Source organism: Ferrimonas marina (assembly GCF_900129905.1).
Lineage (GTDB): Bacteria > Pseudomonadota > Gammaproteobacteria > Enterobacterales > Shewanellaceae > Ferrimonas > Ferrimonas marina.
On the sequence record NZ_FQXG01000005.1, the window covers coordinates 469,035 to 482,001 of the forward strand.

Genomic DNA, 12,967 nt, shown 5'->3' on the forward strand with positions numbered 1-12,967 from the left:
TTCTTTGCTTCGAGCCTTAGGCGAAACTGTATTCCATCGCCTCTTCGTCGCAGGCGTGCTTGCGGGGACACAGCTCGCAATCCTTCATCACCTTCTCCGGCAGGGTCGCCTTCTCGATTGGCTGGAAGCCCATCTTGCCGAAGAAGCCCGGTACCCGGGTCAGTACGATGACCCGCTCCAACTCCAGCTCTCGGCCCCGCTGCAGCATGTAGTCCACCAGGGCCTTACCCTGACCTTGACCATGGTGCTGCGGATCGATGCCGACGCTGCGCATCTCTGCCAGACCGGTCTCGTAGATGTAGAGCGAGGCACAGCCCACCACCTTGCCCTCCTGCTCCGCCACGGAGAAGTCGAGCACATCCTGCAGGATCTCGTCGCGGCTGCGCGGCAGGGTATCACCCTGCTCAGCCCAGTAGTTGTTGATCTGGTGGATCGACTCGACATCGGTCAGGCGCGCGGCGCGAACCGACAGCAGCTCCGCCTTGTGCGCATTGAGTCGCTGCTGCGACACATCCAGGGCGTGTCGCACCTGGCTCGGTGCGGTACCGCCGACGATGTCCTGATCCGCCACCTCGCGGGTCGGGGCGCTCTTCTGCTGGCCCAGTGCCCGCTCGATCTGCTCCAGCGAGGTGCCACCCTTGGCAACCCGCTTGGCCAGGCAGGCGTCAATGGTCAAATGCTGGTAGACATCGGACTCGATGGCATCGGAGAACGCCTGCAACTGCGGCAGGGTAAAGTCCTCCAGAGCCTGACCCGCCTCAATCGCTGCCAGTACCACCTCGCCCACTACGTGGTGCGCTTCACGGAACGGCATGCCCTTGGCTACCAGGTAATCCGCCAGCTCAGTGGCATTGGCGTAGCCCTGCTGCGCCGCTGCCAGGGTGCGCTGCTTGTTGACCTGCACCCCTTCCAGCACCAGTGCGGTCATGTCCAGGCAGAGCAGCCAGGTATCGACCGCGTCGAACAGACCCTCCTTGTCCTCCTGCATGTCCTTGTTGTAGGCCATCGGCAGGGCCTTCATGGTGGTCAAGATCCCGGTCAGCGCACCGTAAACCCGACCGGTCTTGCCCCGGATCAGCTCCAGCGCATCGGGGTTTTTCTTCTGCGGCATCAACGAGGAGCCGGAGGTGACCGCATCGGACAGCTCGATAAAGCCCGCTTCGCCGGAGTTGTAGAAGATCAGATCCTCTGCCATCCGGGACAGGTGCATCATCGAGATGGCAGCGGTGGAGCACAGCTCCACCACGTGGTCCCGATCCGACACCGAGTCCAGGCTGTTATTGCTGGCCTGGCGGAAGCCCAGGGCCTGGGCCAGGGCCTGACGGTCCATCGGGTAAGCAGTGCCGGCCAGGGCACCACTGCCCAGCGGGCAGGTGTCCAGCCGGGTCAGCGCATCCCGTACCCGCAGCAGATCCCGCTCCATCATCTCGACGTAGGCCATGGCCCAGTGGCCAAAGGTGATAGGTTGGGCCCGTTGCAGGTGGGTGTAGCCGGGCAGCACGGTATGGGCTTCACGCTGGGCCAGCTCCAGCAGCTGCTGCTGCACCTTCACCAGCGCCTCGATCATCACCTCGCCCTGCTCCTTGCACCAGAGCTTGAGATCGGTGGCCACCTGGTCGTTACGGGAACGCCCGGTGTGCAGCTTCTTGCCCAGATCGCCGACCTTGTCGATCAGCGCTGACTCCACGAAGCTGTGGATGTCCTCGGCGCCGGACAGCAGGATCTGCTCATCGCACACCTGCTCCGACAGCTCATGCAGAGCCAGCACCAGGCTGCCATGTTCCAGCTCATCGAGTACCCCGACCTGCTTGAGCGCACCGGCCCAGGCAATCGAGCCGGTGATGTCCTGCTGCACCAGACGGTAGTCCACCGGCAAGGAGTCGTTGAACAACTTAAAGCGACTGTCCGCGGCGCCGCTAAACCGACCGCCCCACAATGCCATAACCCTTACTCCTTATTGCCGTCGGCTTGATGCATCGCCGCAATCCGGCTCGACAAGCTGAACAGACGGATAAAGCCCTCAGCGTGCTTCTGGTTGTAGACCTCGTCCTCCTCGAAGGTGGAGAAGGCTTCCGAGTAGAGGCTGTTGGGGCTCTTGCGCTTCACCACGGTGGCGTGACCCTTGTACAGCTTGACCACGATCTCGCCGGTCACTACCTGAGCCAGGCTCTCCGCCGCCGCTAGCAGGGCGTCGGACAGCGGGGTGAACCAACGTCCATCGTAGATCACATGGGAGAACTCCAGCGCCACCTGCTCGCGGAACTTGAACGAGGCCTTATCCAGCACCATGGTCTCCAGGCCACGCAGCGCGGCATTGAGTACGGTACCGCCGGGGGTTTCGTAGCAGCCGCGGGACTTCATTCCCACCAGCCGGTTCTCAACGATGTCGATACGACCCACGCCATGCTTGGCGGCAACGTCGTTGAGGTAGCTCAGGGCGTTGTACGGGGTCATGGTCTCGCCATCCACCGCCTTCAACACGCCCTGCTCGAAGCTCAGGGTGACGTACTGGGCCTCATCCGGGGCCTGCTCCGGCGACACGGTCCAGGTCCAAACCTGATCGCTGGGCTCGCAGTACGGGTCTTCCAGCTCACCGCCCTCATGGGAGATGTGCCAGGCGTTGGCGTCCCGGCTGTAGATCTTCTCGGCGCTGGCGGTGGTGGGGATGTTCTTACTGGCCAGGTAGTTGAGCAGATCGGTGCGGGACTTCATGGTCCACTCCCGCCAGGGGGCGATCACCTCAAGCTGGGGCGCCAGAGCGGCGTAAGTAGACTCGAACCGAACCTGGTCGTTGCCCTTGCCGGTGCAGCCGTGGGAGACCGCATCGGCACCCAGTTTTAGCGCCAGCTCCACCTGGGCCTTGGCGATGATGGGACGGGCCATGGAGGTGCCCAGCAGGTAGGTGCCTTCGTAGATGGCACCGGTCTTGAGGATCGGGTTGACGTAATCGGCAACAAAGGCCTCCTTCAGATCCACCACGTGGCAGCTGGACGCACCGGAGGCTAGGGCCTTCTCTTCCACGCCCACCAGCTCCTCCGGATCCTGACCCACATCGGCAACAAAGGCGATCACCTCGCAGTCGTGCTGCTCCTTGAGCCAGGGGATGATGGCGGATGTATCCAGGCCGCCGGAGTAAGCCAATACCACTTTGTTGATCTTAGACATTCTTGTTTTCCTTATAAAATTTGTCGAAAAGGCTTAAGCCAGCAGCTTCAGCAGGACGGCATTCTGGGCGTGCATGCGGTTCTCCGCCTGGTCGAGGATCAGGGATCCCGGACCATCCATCACTTCAGAGGTGATCTCCACCTCACGGTGAGCGGGCTGGCAATGCAACACGTACTTGGCACCACTGCTGGCCAGCAGCTGGGCATTGATTTGGTAGGCCTGGAACTTGGCCTGGATGGCGGACAGCGGAGTATCGTCGCCCATGGAGATCCAGGTGTCAGCGTAGAGGGCATCGCAACCCTCCAAGGCAGCGACATCACTGGACAGCACCAGCTCACCGCCATGTTCGGCGGCGATCTGCTTCGCCTCCAGCACCATGTTGCCATCTGGGAAGTGGCCCGGCGGGCACACCACCACCATCTTGGCACCGAGCTTGGCAGCGGCGAACATCAGCGAGTGGGTGACGTTGTTGCCGTCACCGACGTAGCCCAGGGTAACCTGGCTAAGATCGCCACAGTGCTCCTTCAAGGTGACGAAATCCGCCAAGGCCTGGCAGGGGTGGTAGAGATCGCACAATGAATTAACCACCGGGACGCTGGCGTGGGTCTTCAGCTCCACCAGGGTGTTGTGATCGAACACCCGGGCAACGATGGCATCGCACCAGCGCGACAGATTCAGGGCAAAATCTTTGACCGACTCGCGCTGACCCAGGGCACCGTTTTGCTGGTCCAGGTAGACCGCATGGCCCCCGAGCTTATTGATGCCAATGTCGAAGCTCACCCGGGTTCTCAGGCTGGGCTTTTCAAACAGGGTCACGACGGACTGGCCTTTCAGCGCATCCTGATAGGGGGTGTAATCCTGTTTCAGGTTGATGGCCAGATCGATGATGGCGAGGATCTCATCCTGGCTCAGGTCCTTCAGTGTCAGTAGGTGTTTCATAACCGGATCCTTAAGGTTGTACTGCCGTGCCGACGGGCTGGCCATCCAGCAACGCGGCCAATTGTTCCGGGTAGCGCCAGCTGGCGATACGCACGCTGTTATTGATGGTCTTGGCGGCGGCCAGGGCAGCTTCAACTTTGACCTTCATGCCGCCCTCGATAACCCCCAGGGCAACCTGCTTGTCACACTCAGCCTGATCCAGCTGGGGGATCAGCTCGCCCTTACCGTCCAGTACCCCGGAGACATCGGAAAGCAGGGTCAGCTCGGCACCCAGCAGCTGACAAATCACGGTGGCCGCCTGGTCTGCATTCACATTGAGCAGCTGACCACACTCATCCACCGCGATGGAGCTGATGATCGGCAGCATACCGGCCTGCAACAGGGTTTTGGGCAAGGTAGCGTCCTTCGCTACCACCTCACCAACGCAGCCCAGTGATTCGTTCAAGACCTGCGCTTTAACCATCTCGCCATCCGCAAGGGACAACCCCACCGGCACCAGGCCGGCCTTGGCCGCAGCCGCCACCAGGGCGGTGTTGGCGGTACCGGCCAGGGCACCGGCCACCACTGGGATCTGAGCCGCGGGGGTGATCCGCAAACCATCAAGCTTCTCAGAGACAAAGCCATTGGCCGACAGTTGTTGCTCAACCACCACACCACCGCCGTGTACCAGCACCAGCTGCCAACCGCCCTGCTTCAGTCCCAACAGGGTGTCGAACAGGCGCTCAATGCCCTGCTCGCATGCCAATAGGGCTCCACCCACCTTGATCACCATGGTCTTCATTGCGCACCCCCGAGATTAAAACGAATAAGTATGCATTGCAGCGCTTGACTGGCCGCGCCCTTCATCAGGTTGTCGATGGCACTGGCCACCACCAGGATCTGGCGCTGTTCATCCCGCTTCCAGGCCAGCAGGCAGCGATCTGTGCCGGCAACGTCATCCACCTTCGGCCACTGGCCCGCCGGCAGCAGCTGAACCTTGTCGCTGCCTTCGTACTGGCCATACGCCTCAGCCAGGTCCTGATCATTGACCCCATCGGCCAGAGCCACGGTGATGGTGGCCAGGATCCCGCGCTTGAACGCCCCCAGGTGCGGGGTGAAGACCACGTCATGGCCCAGCTGGGTTTCGATCTCCGGCTGGTGACGATGGCCCAGCACGCCGTAGGGCGTCAGGCTTACATTGCAGAAGCTGGTGGTTTGCGAGGCCTTGCGACCGGCGCCGGAGACGCCACTGACAGCATTGATCACCGGCAAGCTGCCGTTGGCTATGAGCCCCGCCTGGGCCAGTGGCTTGAGGGCCAACAAGGAGGCGGTGGGGTAACAACCCGGGACCGCCACCAGTTGCGCCTGGGCAATTGCCTCCGGTGCCCATTCCGCCAGGCCGTAGACCGCCTCGTTCAGCAAGGCGGGCTGGGGGTGCTCAAAACCGTAGAATTGGGGGTAGACTTCGGCATCCTCAAAGCGGTGGCCGCCGGACAGATCAAACACCACCAGGCCCTGGGCCAGCAGCTGTGGTGCCAGCTCCGCGCTGATCTGATGCTCGGTAGCCAGGCACACCGCCTGGGCCTGCTGACCAATGGCCTGGAGGTTGCCCTCCGTCAGCGGCGTCAGCGCCAGGTCCACCAGCCCCAGCAGCTCAGGGTAAAGGCTGGAAAGGGGCTTGCCCTGGTCCTGGCTGGCCTCAGAGACATAGAGGCCGCTGAGGCTAAGTTGTGGGTGAGAGGCAATCAGTTTTGCCAAGACTGCGCCGGTGTAGCCCGAGCCACCGATAACCGCGACCTGAATCATGGTCTGCTCCTTGCCCTGCGTCGTGTCAGGATTGTGCTTATCTGGATAAATGGGTAAAGCGAAAAGGCACCGAAAGGTGCGGCCGGGATCCGGCCTGGAGGGGGGTTATCGTCGTCGCAGCAGCGAGAGGGGGTGTTGCTGTGTCATCACCAAAACATCCGTGGCTTACTCTTGGGTTGAGGTCAAGATAACACCATTGACCATTTATGCAACCCCTATGCATAAGTATTTTTTCCTTGCTGTTGACCGCTGGTTCCGCTTAAGTAACCCATTCGGCAGTGTAGTAAAATGACACCAAAATCACTGTACGGACACCGAGATTTGATTCATCGCCCCTTGACCGCTGGGGGGATGAACTTCAGGATCAATAGGTTAAGTAATTCAGGGAGACAGAGTGATGGCAGACATGTACGCGCCGCTAAAGGCCAATGTCCACCTGCTGGGGACGATCCTCGGTGAAACGATCAATGGCGAGCTGGGAGAGGAGTTCCTCAACCGCATCGAAGCGGTGCGCAAGCTCTCCAAGGCCTCCCGCAACGGCGACGACGAAGCCCGGGGCCAGATGCTGGCGATGCTGGCAGAGCTGCCGGACGAAGAGCTGGTGCCCTTCGCCAGCAGCTTCAACCAGTTTCTGAACCTGGCCAACATCGCCGAGCAGTTCCACTCTATCTCCCGCGACTGCGACGAACTGGTGTGTGTGCCCGATCCGGTAGAACAGCTGCTGTCCCGACTGCTGCAGGGCAAGGCCAAGCTCGAGCCCGAGCAGCTGCAGGCGGAGCTGGAGAAGCTGGAGATCGATCTGGTGCTCACCGCTCACCCCACCGAGATCACCCGTCGCACTCTTATCAACAAATACGCCAACCTGATCGACTGCCTCAGTGAGCGGGAAAACCCGCAGCTGTCCCAGCGTGAGATCAAGCGTAACCAGCTGCGCATGCGCCAGCTGGTCTCCCAGATCTGGCACACCAACGAGATCCGTCGTGAGCGCCCGACCCCGGTGGACGAGGCCAAGTGGGGCATGGCCACGGTGGAAGCCAGCCTCTGGCACGCCATCCCGGAGTTCCTGCGTCAGCTGTCGGAGCAGGTACAGGAGCACACAGGTCAACTGCTGCCACCCCACGTAGCGCCGGTCAAATTCTCCAGCTGGATGGGGGGTGACCGTGACGGCAATCCGAACGTCACCGCCACCGTCAGCCAGGAGGTGCTGCTGCGCAACCGCCTGACCGCGACCCGCCTCTATATCGAAGATATCCAGCGCCTCACCAGCGAGCTGTCGATGAACCGCTGCAGCGATTCGTTGCGTGAGCAGGTGGGCGATGCGCGGGAGCCCTACCGGGTACTGCTGCGTCAGCTCAGCTGCAAGCTCAACGCTACCCGTAGCTATCTGATAGAGCGCCTGGACGGACACCATCCGGAGACCCCGCGCGACCAGCTGATCTGGCAAAAGACGGATCTGCTGGCGCCGCTGGAGCTGCTCTACGACAACCTGATGGAGAGCGGCATGCACCTGATCGCCAACGGTCAGCTGCTGGATACCCTGCGTCGGGTGCACTGCTTCGGCTGTACCCTGGTGCGGGTGGATATCCGCCAAAGCTCCGATCGCCATGCCGATGCCATCGCCGAGCTCACCCGCTACCTGGGGCTGGGGGATTACAACCACTGGAACGAGGAGGAGAAGCAATCCTTCCTGTTGCGTGAGCTGAGCAGCCGCCGACCGCTGTTGCCACACCAGTGGCAGGCCTCCGCCGAGACTCAGGAGGTACTGGACACCTGCCGGATGATTGCCGACCAGGGCCAGGAGGCCCTGGGCTCCTACGTGATCTCCATGGCGGCCGCACCGTCCGATGTGCTGGCGGTAGCCCTGCTGCTGAAGGAGTGCGACTGCCCCTTCGCCCTGCCCATCGTGCCGCTGTTCGAGACCCTCAGTGATCTGGAGAACGCCGCCGATGCGATGCGCGCGCTGTTCGCCATCGACTGGTACCTGGGTTACTGCCGAGGTCGCCAGCAGGTGATGATCGGCTACTCCGACTCCGCCAAGGACGCCGGGGTGATGGCTGCCTCCTGGGCCCAGTACCGTGCCCAGGAAGACCTGGTTACCGTCTGTCAGGAAGCAGACGTAGCCCTGACCCTGTTCCACGGCCGTGGCGGCTCCATGGGCCGCGGTGGCGGCCCGGCCCACGAGGCGATCCTGTCTCAGCCCCCGGGTTCGGTCGACAGCCGCCTGCGCGTGACCGAGCAAGGTGAGATGATCCGCTTCAAGTTTGGTGTGCCCCAGGTGGCGGTACAGAGCTTGGCGCTCTACACCTCCGCTGTACTGGAGGCAACCTTGCTGCCGCCGCCGGCACCCAAGCAGGAGTGGCGGGCGATGATGGATGAGATTGCCGCCAATTCGGTGGAGGCCTACCGCGAGATCGTCTGGCACGATGAAGATTTTGTCCCCTACTTCCGTGCCGCCACCCCGGAGCAGGAACTGGCGGCACTGCCGCTGGGCAGCCGTCCGGCCAAGCGCCGTGCCGACGGTGGGGTGGAATCCCTGCGCGCCATCCCCTGGATCTTCGCCTGGACCCAGAATCGACTGATGCTGCCCGCCTGGCTGGGCGCCGGTGAGGCCCTGCAGAAGGCGGTGGAAGATGGTCATCGGGCCCTGTTGCAGGAGATGTTCCAGCAGTGGCCAGTGTTCCGCACCCGCCTGTCGATGCTGGAGATGGTGTACGCCAAGTCCGAGCCCAACCTGGCTCGTTACTACGAGCAGATCCTGGTCCCAGACAACCTGCATCACCTGGGGGCCGCCCTGCGCCAGCGCCTGCAGACCGGCATCGATTGTGTGCTCGACCTGACCCAGGAGCAGAGCCTGATGGATCTGACCCCCTGGAGCAAAGAGTCGGTGGCACTGCGTCATCCCTACATCGACCCGCTAAACTTCCTGCAGGCCGAGCTGTTGCGTCGCTGCCGCGGCACCAGCAACGACGATCTGCAGCAGGCATTGATGATCACCATTGCGGGGATCGCGGCGGGTCTGCGTAACACGGGGTAACAGTATGAGACTGGCGGTTTGGGCGATTCTTGTTGGGCTACTGGGCGGCTGTGCCGCCAGTTACTCGGTGACAGAATCGGAACTGGAAGGCTACCTGAACCGCCAACTTAAGCAGGAACACCAAAGCCGTGAAGGCCCCCTGGGGGCCAAGATGGTGTTGTCTGATATGCAGGTGACCATAGGTCAGCAACCGGACAAGGTGGCGATCTCGGCGCGCTCCGAGATGGCCCTCACCACCCCCATCTTCCCACTTCGGGCCAACCTGGACCTGACCTTCTCTGCCACCCCCTGGTACAACCCGGACGATCACAGCATCTACCTGAAACACCTTGAGTTGGATGAAGTCCGGGCGACGCCAAAGGAGATCGAGCAGGTGTTGATCCCCTTTAGCCGTGAGGCGATGCAGTTCATCAGCCTATTCCTACAGAATCAGCCGATCTACACCCTGGATGACAAGGGCTGGCAACAGGATCTGCTGCGTCAGTTTGGCAAGGAGATCCAGGTTAAGCCCGGTAAGCTCACCTTTGTGCTGCAACCCTGAGTGCTAAGTCTTACTCCTGCGCAAACGCCTTGATCACCTCCCGGGTGAGATCCCAGCGATCGAACCCCTGCTCGCCGTAATCCAAGCCGCGACGGACAATCACCAGCTCGTGGGAAGGCACCACAATCACGAACTGACCGCGGTTGCCTGCGGTGGCGTAGGCATCCTGGGGTACATCATCGCGATCACTGGGTACCAGCCACCAGTGGCCACCGTAATCCGACTGACGCTCTGCACTGGCCGGTGCCGGGGTTCGCACGAACTCGATCCACGCCTCTGACAGCAAGCGCTGCCCCTGCCATACCCCGTTTTGCTGATAGAGCAGACCGAACCGGGCCAGGTCCCGGGCATTGGTGTAGACCTGACTGCTCAGCACGAAGTCACCGAAGCGATCGGTACTGAGCAGGGTACTGCGCATCCCCAGTGGGGCCAGCAAGCGGTCGGTGGGAAAGCTAAGATAATCCTCACCCAGCTCCTGCTTCATTGCAGCCACCGCCAACAGGGTATCGTAGTTCTCATAATCCCAGACGCTACCAGGTGCCCGCACCAGGCCACGACGGCGGGCTCCCTCGTGCGAGCTGGCTCCAGCCCAGTAGGACAAACCTGAACCCGTGGCGTACTCCATGCCGTGGCTGTCCACCGGATAGAGTCCACTGGTCATATTGAGCAGATGGCGCAGGGTGATGCCGTTGCGGGGATCCGTCTGTGGATTGCTGGCTTGGGGCAGCCAGTCCAGAGAGAGGGGGCCATCGAGACTCAGTCGCTGTTCATCCACCAGCATGCCAATCAGGGTAGAGGCGATGCTTTTGGCGGTGGACCAGGTACGGGTGCGGGTGGCGGCATCAACACCCTCGGCGTAGCGCTCGTGAACGATCTGCCCTCGATGCAGCACCAGCAGGCTCAGCGTGTCTTGCTCCGGAGTTGGCCGATCAAAGGCCCAATCGGACGCCGCCTGCAGCGCGGCCTCGTCCCAGTAGGGAGTGACCGCTTCGGTCTTATCTCCCATCGGCCAGGCCAGATCCGGCGCAGCCGTCGGCAGCGCTGGCCGCTGGGGCAACAGCCCTATCTCATCCACGCCCTGCTCCGGGCCCATCACCACGCAGCCGATGCCCGGGCGAAACACCGCCCGCGCGCCGGGATACTGACCCACTCGCACCCACTGCTGTTGGCGGTCGATGTGGTAGTCACCCCCCGCCACCGTACCCACCGGTTGCTTGAGGTAGACCAGCTCCTGGGCGAACACCTGCTCCAGGGTGCGCTGGGAGGTAAAGAGGCCATTGCACATCAACACCGCCTGCACACCATGCTGTATCTGGCGACGGTTTGCCTCAAAGTAGTCGTAGCCGGCCTGGGGTGCTGCAGCAAAGAGTGCCACGGCTAAGGTCGCCATCCTGGCGATATCCTGACGTTTCATCCCTGATTTCCTCTGGTTATAGGGTGGCGACTCGACGCAGGTAGCCGTACTCTGCAATTGGCGACAGCCCCAATAGATGGCGCCGTACCATATCCAATGCCACCGTGGTGGCCAGTACCCGTATCTGGTTGCGCTGACGGAAGCCCAGGTTGAGTAGTTGAGTGTCACAGCCACTGGCATGGGCCAAGGCAAAGGCCACGGTGCCCACCGGCTTCTCCTCCGAGCCGCCATCTGGGCCAGCAACACCGGTGATACTGATGGCCAGGTCCGAGCCCAGCTTGCTACGGGCGCCCTGCGCCATCGCCTGGGCGGTCTGCAATGATACCGCGCCGTGTTGCTCCAGTACCTCAGTGGCAACCCCCAACTCCTGCTGTTTGGCCTGGTTACTGTAGGTGACCCAGCCCCCCTGCAGATAGCCAGAGCTGCCAGCAAAGTCCACCAGCTGGCTGGCCACCATGCCACCGGTACAAGACTCGGCGGTGACCAGGCTAAGCTGGCGTTGCAGCATCAACTGGTGGACGGCTTCCGCCACACTCACCACGTTGTCACCGACCCAGGCATCACCGATGCGCTGGTGAATGGTTGCTACCGTTTTGTCTAAAGCCGCTTCGGCCACCGGACGGCGCTGCATCAGTTTCAGTTCGATATAGGGCAGTGAGGCGCGATAGCCCAGATCCAGTCCATCGGGCAACTCAAGCTCCTCCAACTGGGCGGCAAGATGGGATTCGCCCTGGCCAATGGTCAGGATCCGGTGCAGCGGCATACCGGCATGAACGCCAAAGTCGGTCATCAGCCAGGGCAGGATCTCGTCATTCACCATCTTCTTGAGTTCATGGGGAACCCCTGGAGTAAACACAAACCAGGTACCCTGCCACTGCACCCGAAAACCGCAGGCGGTGCCTACTGGGTTGTCGATCATCACCGCGCCAGCCGGCAGCAGCGCCTGCTTGCGATTGACCGCCGCCATTGGCCGACCCCGACGTTCAAAGAAAGCAGTCATGGTCTCAAGCCAGCCCTGGTGCAGCTCGAGCTCAACCCCCATGGCCTGAGCCATGGCTTCGGTGCTGAGGTCATCCTCGGTGGGGCCGAGCCCGCCGTTCACCAGCACCACCTGGGCCCGGCCGGCGGCCTGACGAAAGGCACCTACCAGATCGGCCATCCGATCCCCCAGGGTGACGCGGGAGTGCATCTCGACGCCGTGGCTGAGCAGGCGCTGCGCCACCCAGGCGGCATTGGTATCCACAATTTGCCCGGAAAGCACCTCTTCCCCGGTGCAGATCATCTCAAAGTGCATCTTGCTGTCCCATCGCATTGAATTGATACCAGTCTACGGGACAGGGTAGGCGCCAGACCATAGCGATAGTGGATTCAGGCTAAGCCAAAGGAAGTCGTTAGGAGAAGAGAGGCGTCGGCTAAGCGCGGGGCAAGGGAATTTGCTTAGGCCGAAAACGAAAAAACCCGGCCAAAGGCCGGGTTCTTCGAAGATGGTGCTAATACCCAGAGTCGAACTGGGGACCTCACCCTTACCAAGGGTGCGCTCTACCAACTGAGCTATATCAGCAATGTCTCAAAATAAGCGTCTGGCGATGACCTACTCTCACATGGGAACTCCCACACTACCATCGGCGCGGTTGCGTTTCACTTCTGAGTTCGGCATGGGATCAGGTGGGACCACAACGCTATTGTCACCAGACAAAAAACGTCAATCTAGATAAGCTGCGCTCTTGCGAACGTCTTTCTCTTAATTCTTACAAGTGCTGGATATCCAGCAAACAAAACCACTTGGGTGTTGTATGGTTAAGCCTCACGGGTCATTAGTACAGGTTAGCTCAACGCCTCACAACGCTTACACACCCTGCCTATCAACGTGGTAGTCTTCCACGGCCCTTCAGGAGACTTAAAGTCCAAGTGAGAACTCATCTTGAGGCTCGCTTCCCGCTTAGATGCTTTCAGCGGTTATCGATTCCGAACTTAGCTACCCGGCAGTGCCACTGGCGTGACAACCGGAACACCAGAGGTTCGTCCACTCCGGTCCTCTCGTACTAGGAGCAGCCCCTCTCAATTCTCAAACGCCCACGGCAGATAGGGA

9 protein-coding genes, 1 tRNA gene and 2 rRNA genes are annotated in these 12,967 nt (G+C 61.5%); 2 read left to right on the forward strand and 10 right to left on the reverse strand.

Annotated elements, in window-relative coordinates:
- Positions 1–16: 16 nt before the first annotated feature.
- Genes argH through argC form a run of 5 tightly spaced genes read right to left on the reverse strand, consistent with a single transcriptional unit; the run spans position 17 to position 5,889 of the window.
- Complete coding sequence (gene argH / locus BUC04_RS14505) at positions 17–1,942, reverse strand: argininosuccinate lyase (protein ID WP_067665863.1); 1,926 nt, start codon at positions 1,940–1,942, stop codon at positions 17–19.
- Between the two features lie 5 nt (positions 1,943–1,947).
- Complete coding sequence (locus BUC04_RS14510; protein WP_067665860.1) at positions 1,948–3,165, reverse strand: argininosuccinate synthase; 1,218 nt, start codon at positions 3,163–3,165, stop codon at positions 1,948–1,950.
- 33 nt (positions 3,166–3,198) lie between these two features.
- A complete protein-coding gene (locus tag BUC04_RS14515) occupies positions 3,199–4,104 on the reverse strand; it encodes an ornithine carbamoyltransferase (protein ID WP_067665857.1) in 906 nt (301 codons plus the stop codon).
- 10 nt (positions 4,105–4,114) lie between these two features.
- Positions 4,115–4,885, reverse strand: a complete 771-nt coding sequence (gene argB, locus BUC04_RS14520; RefSeq protein ID WP_067665854.1) for an acetylglutamate kinase — start codon at positions 4,883–4,885, stop codon at positions 4,115–4,117.
- On the reverse strand, positions 4,882–5,889 hold the full coding sequence (argC, locus tag BUC04_RS14525) for an N-acetyl-gamma-glutamyl-phosphate reductase (RefSeq protein ID WP_067665851.1): 1,008 nt from the start codon (positions 5,887–5,889) through the stop codon (positions 4,882–4,884). The genes argB and argC overlap by 4 nt, the downstream gene beginning before the upstream one ends.
- A gap of 397 nt (positions 5,890–6,286) precedes the next feature.
- Between argC and ppc the strand changes: the two genes are divergently transcribed.
- Entirely contained in the window at positions 6,287–8,923 is a 2,637-nt protein-coding gene (gene ppc / locus BUC04_RS14530; protein WP_067665848.1) for a phosphoenolpyruvate carboxylase, read from the forward strand.
- 4 nt (positions 8,924–8,927) lie between these two features.
- Entirely contained in the window at positions 8,928–9,464 is a 537-nt protein-coding gene (locus BUC04_RS14535; protein WP_067665845.1) for a YceB family lipoprotein, read from the forward strand.
- A 10-nt stretch (positions 9,465–9,474) separates the two neighbouring features.
- Here the strand turns inward: BUC04_RS14535 and BUC04_RS14540 are convergent, their stop codons facing one another.
- The 5 genes from BUC04_RS14540 to BUC04_RS14560 all read right to left on the reverse strand — a co-directional run.
- Positions 9,475–10,878 (reverse strand): serine hydrolase domain-containing protein, encoded by a 1,404-nt coding sequence (locus BUC04_RS14540; protein ID WP_067665842.1) that lies wholly within the window; start codon positions 10,876–10,878, stop codon positions 9,475–9,477.
- A gap of 16 nt (positions 10,879–10,894) precedes the next feature.
- Positions 10,895–12,172, reverse strand: coding sequence for a competence/damage-inducible protein A (locus BUC04_RS14545; protein WP_067665838.1), 1,278 nt, complete (start codon positions 12,170–12,172; stop codon positions 10,895–10,897).
- 191 nt (positions 12,173–12,363) lie between these two features.
- Positions 12,364–12,439 (reverse strand) — tRNA-Thr (locus BUC04_RS14550).
- Positions 12,440–12,456: 17 nt separating this feature from the next.
- Positions 12,457–12,571 (reverse strand): 5S ribosomal RNA (gene rrf / locus BUC04_RS14555).
- 100 nt (positions 12,572–12,671) lie between these two features.
- Positions 12,672–12,967 (reverse strand): 23S ribosomal RNA (locus tag BUC04_RS14560); the annotation flags it as partial.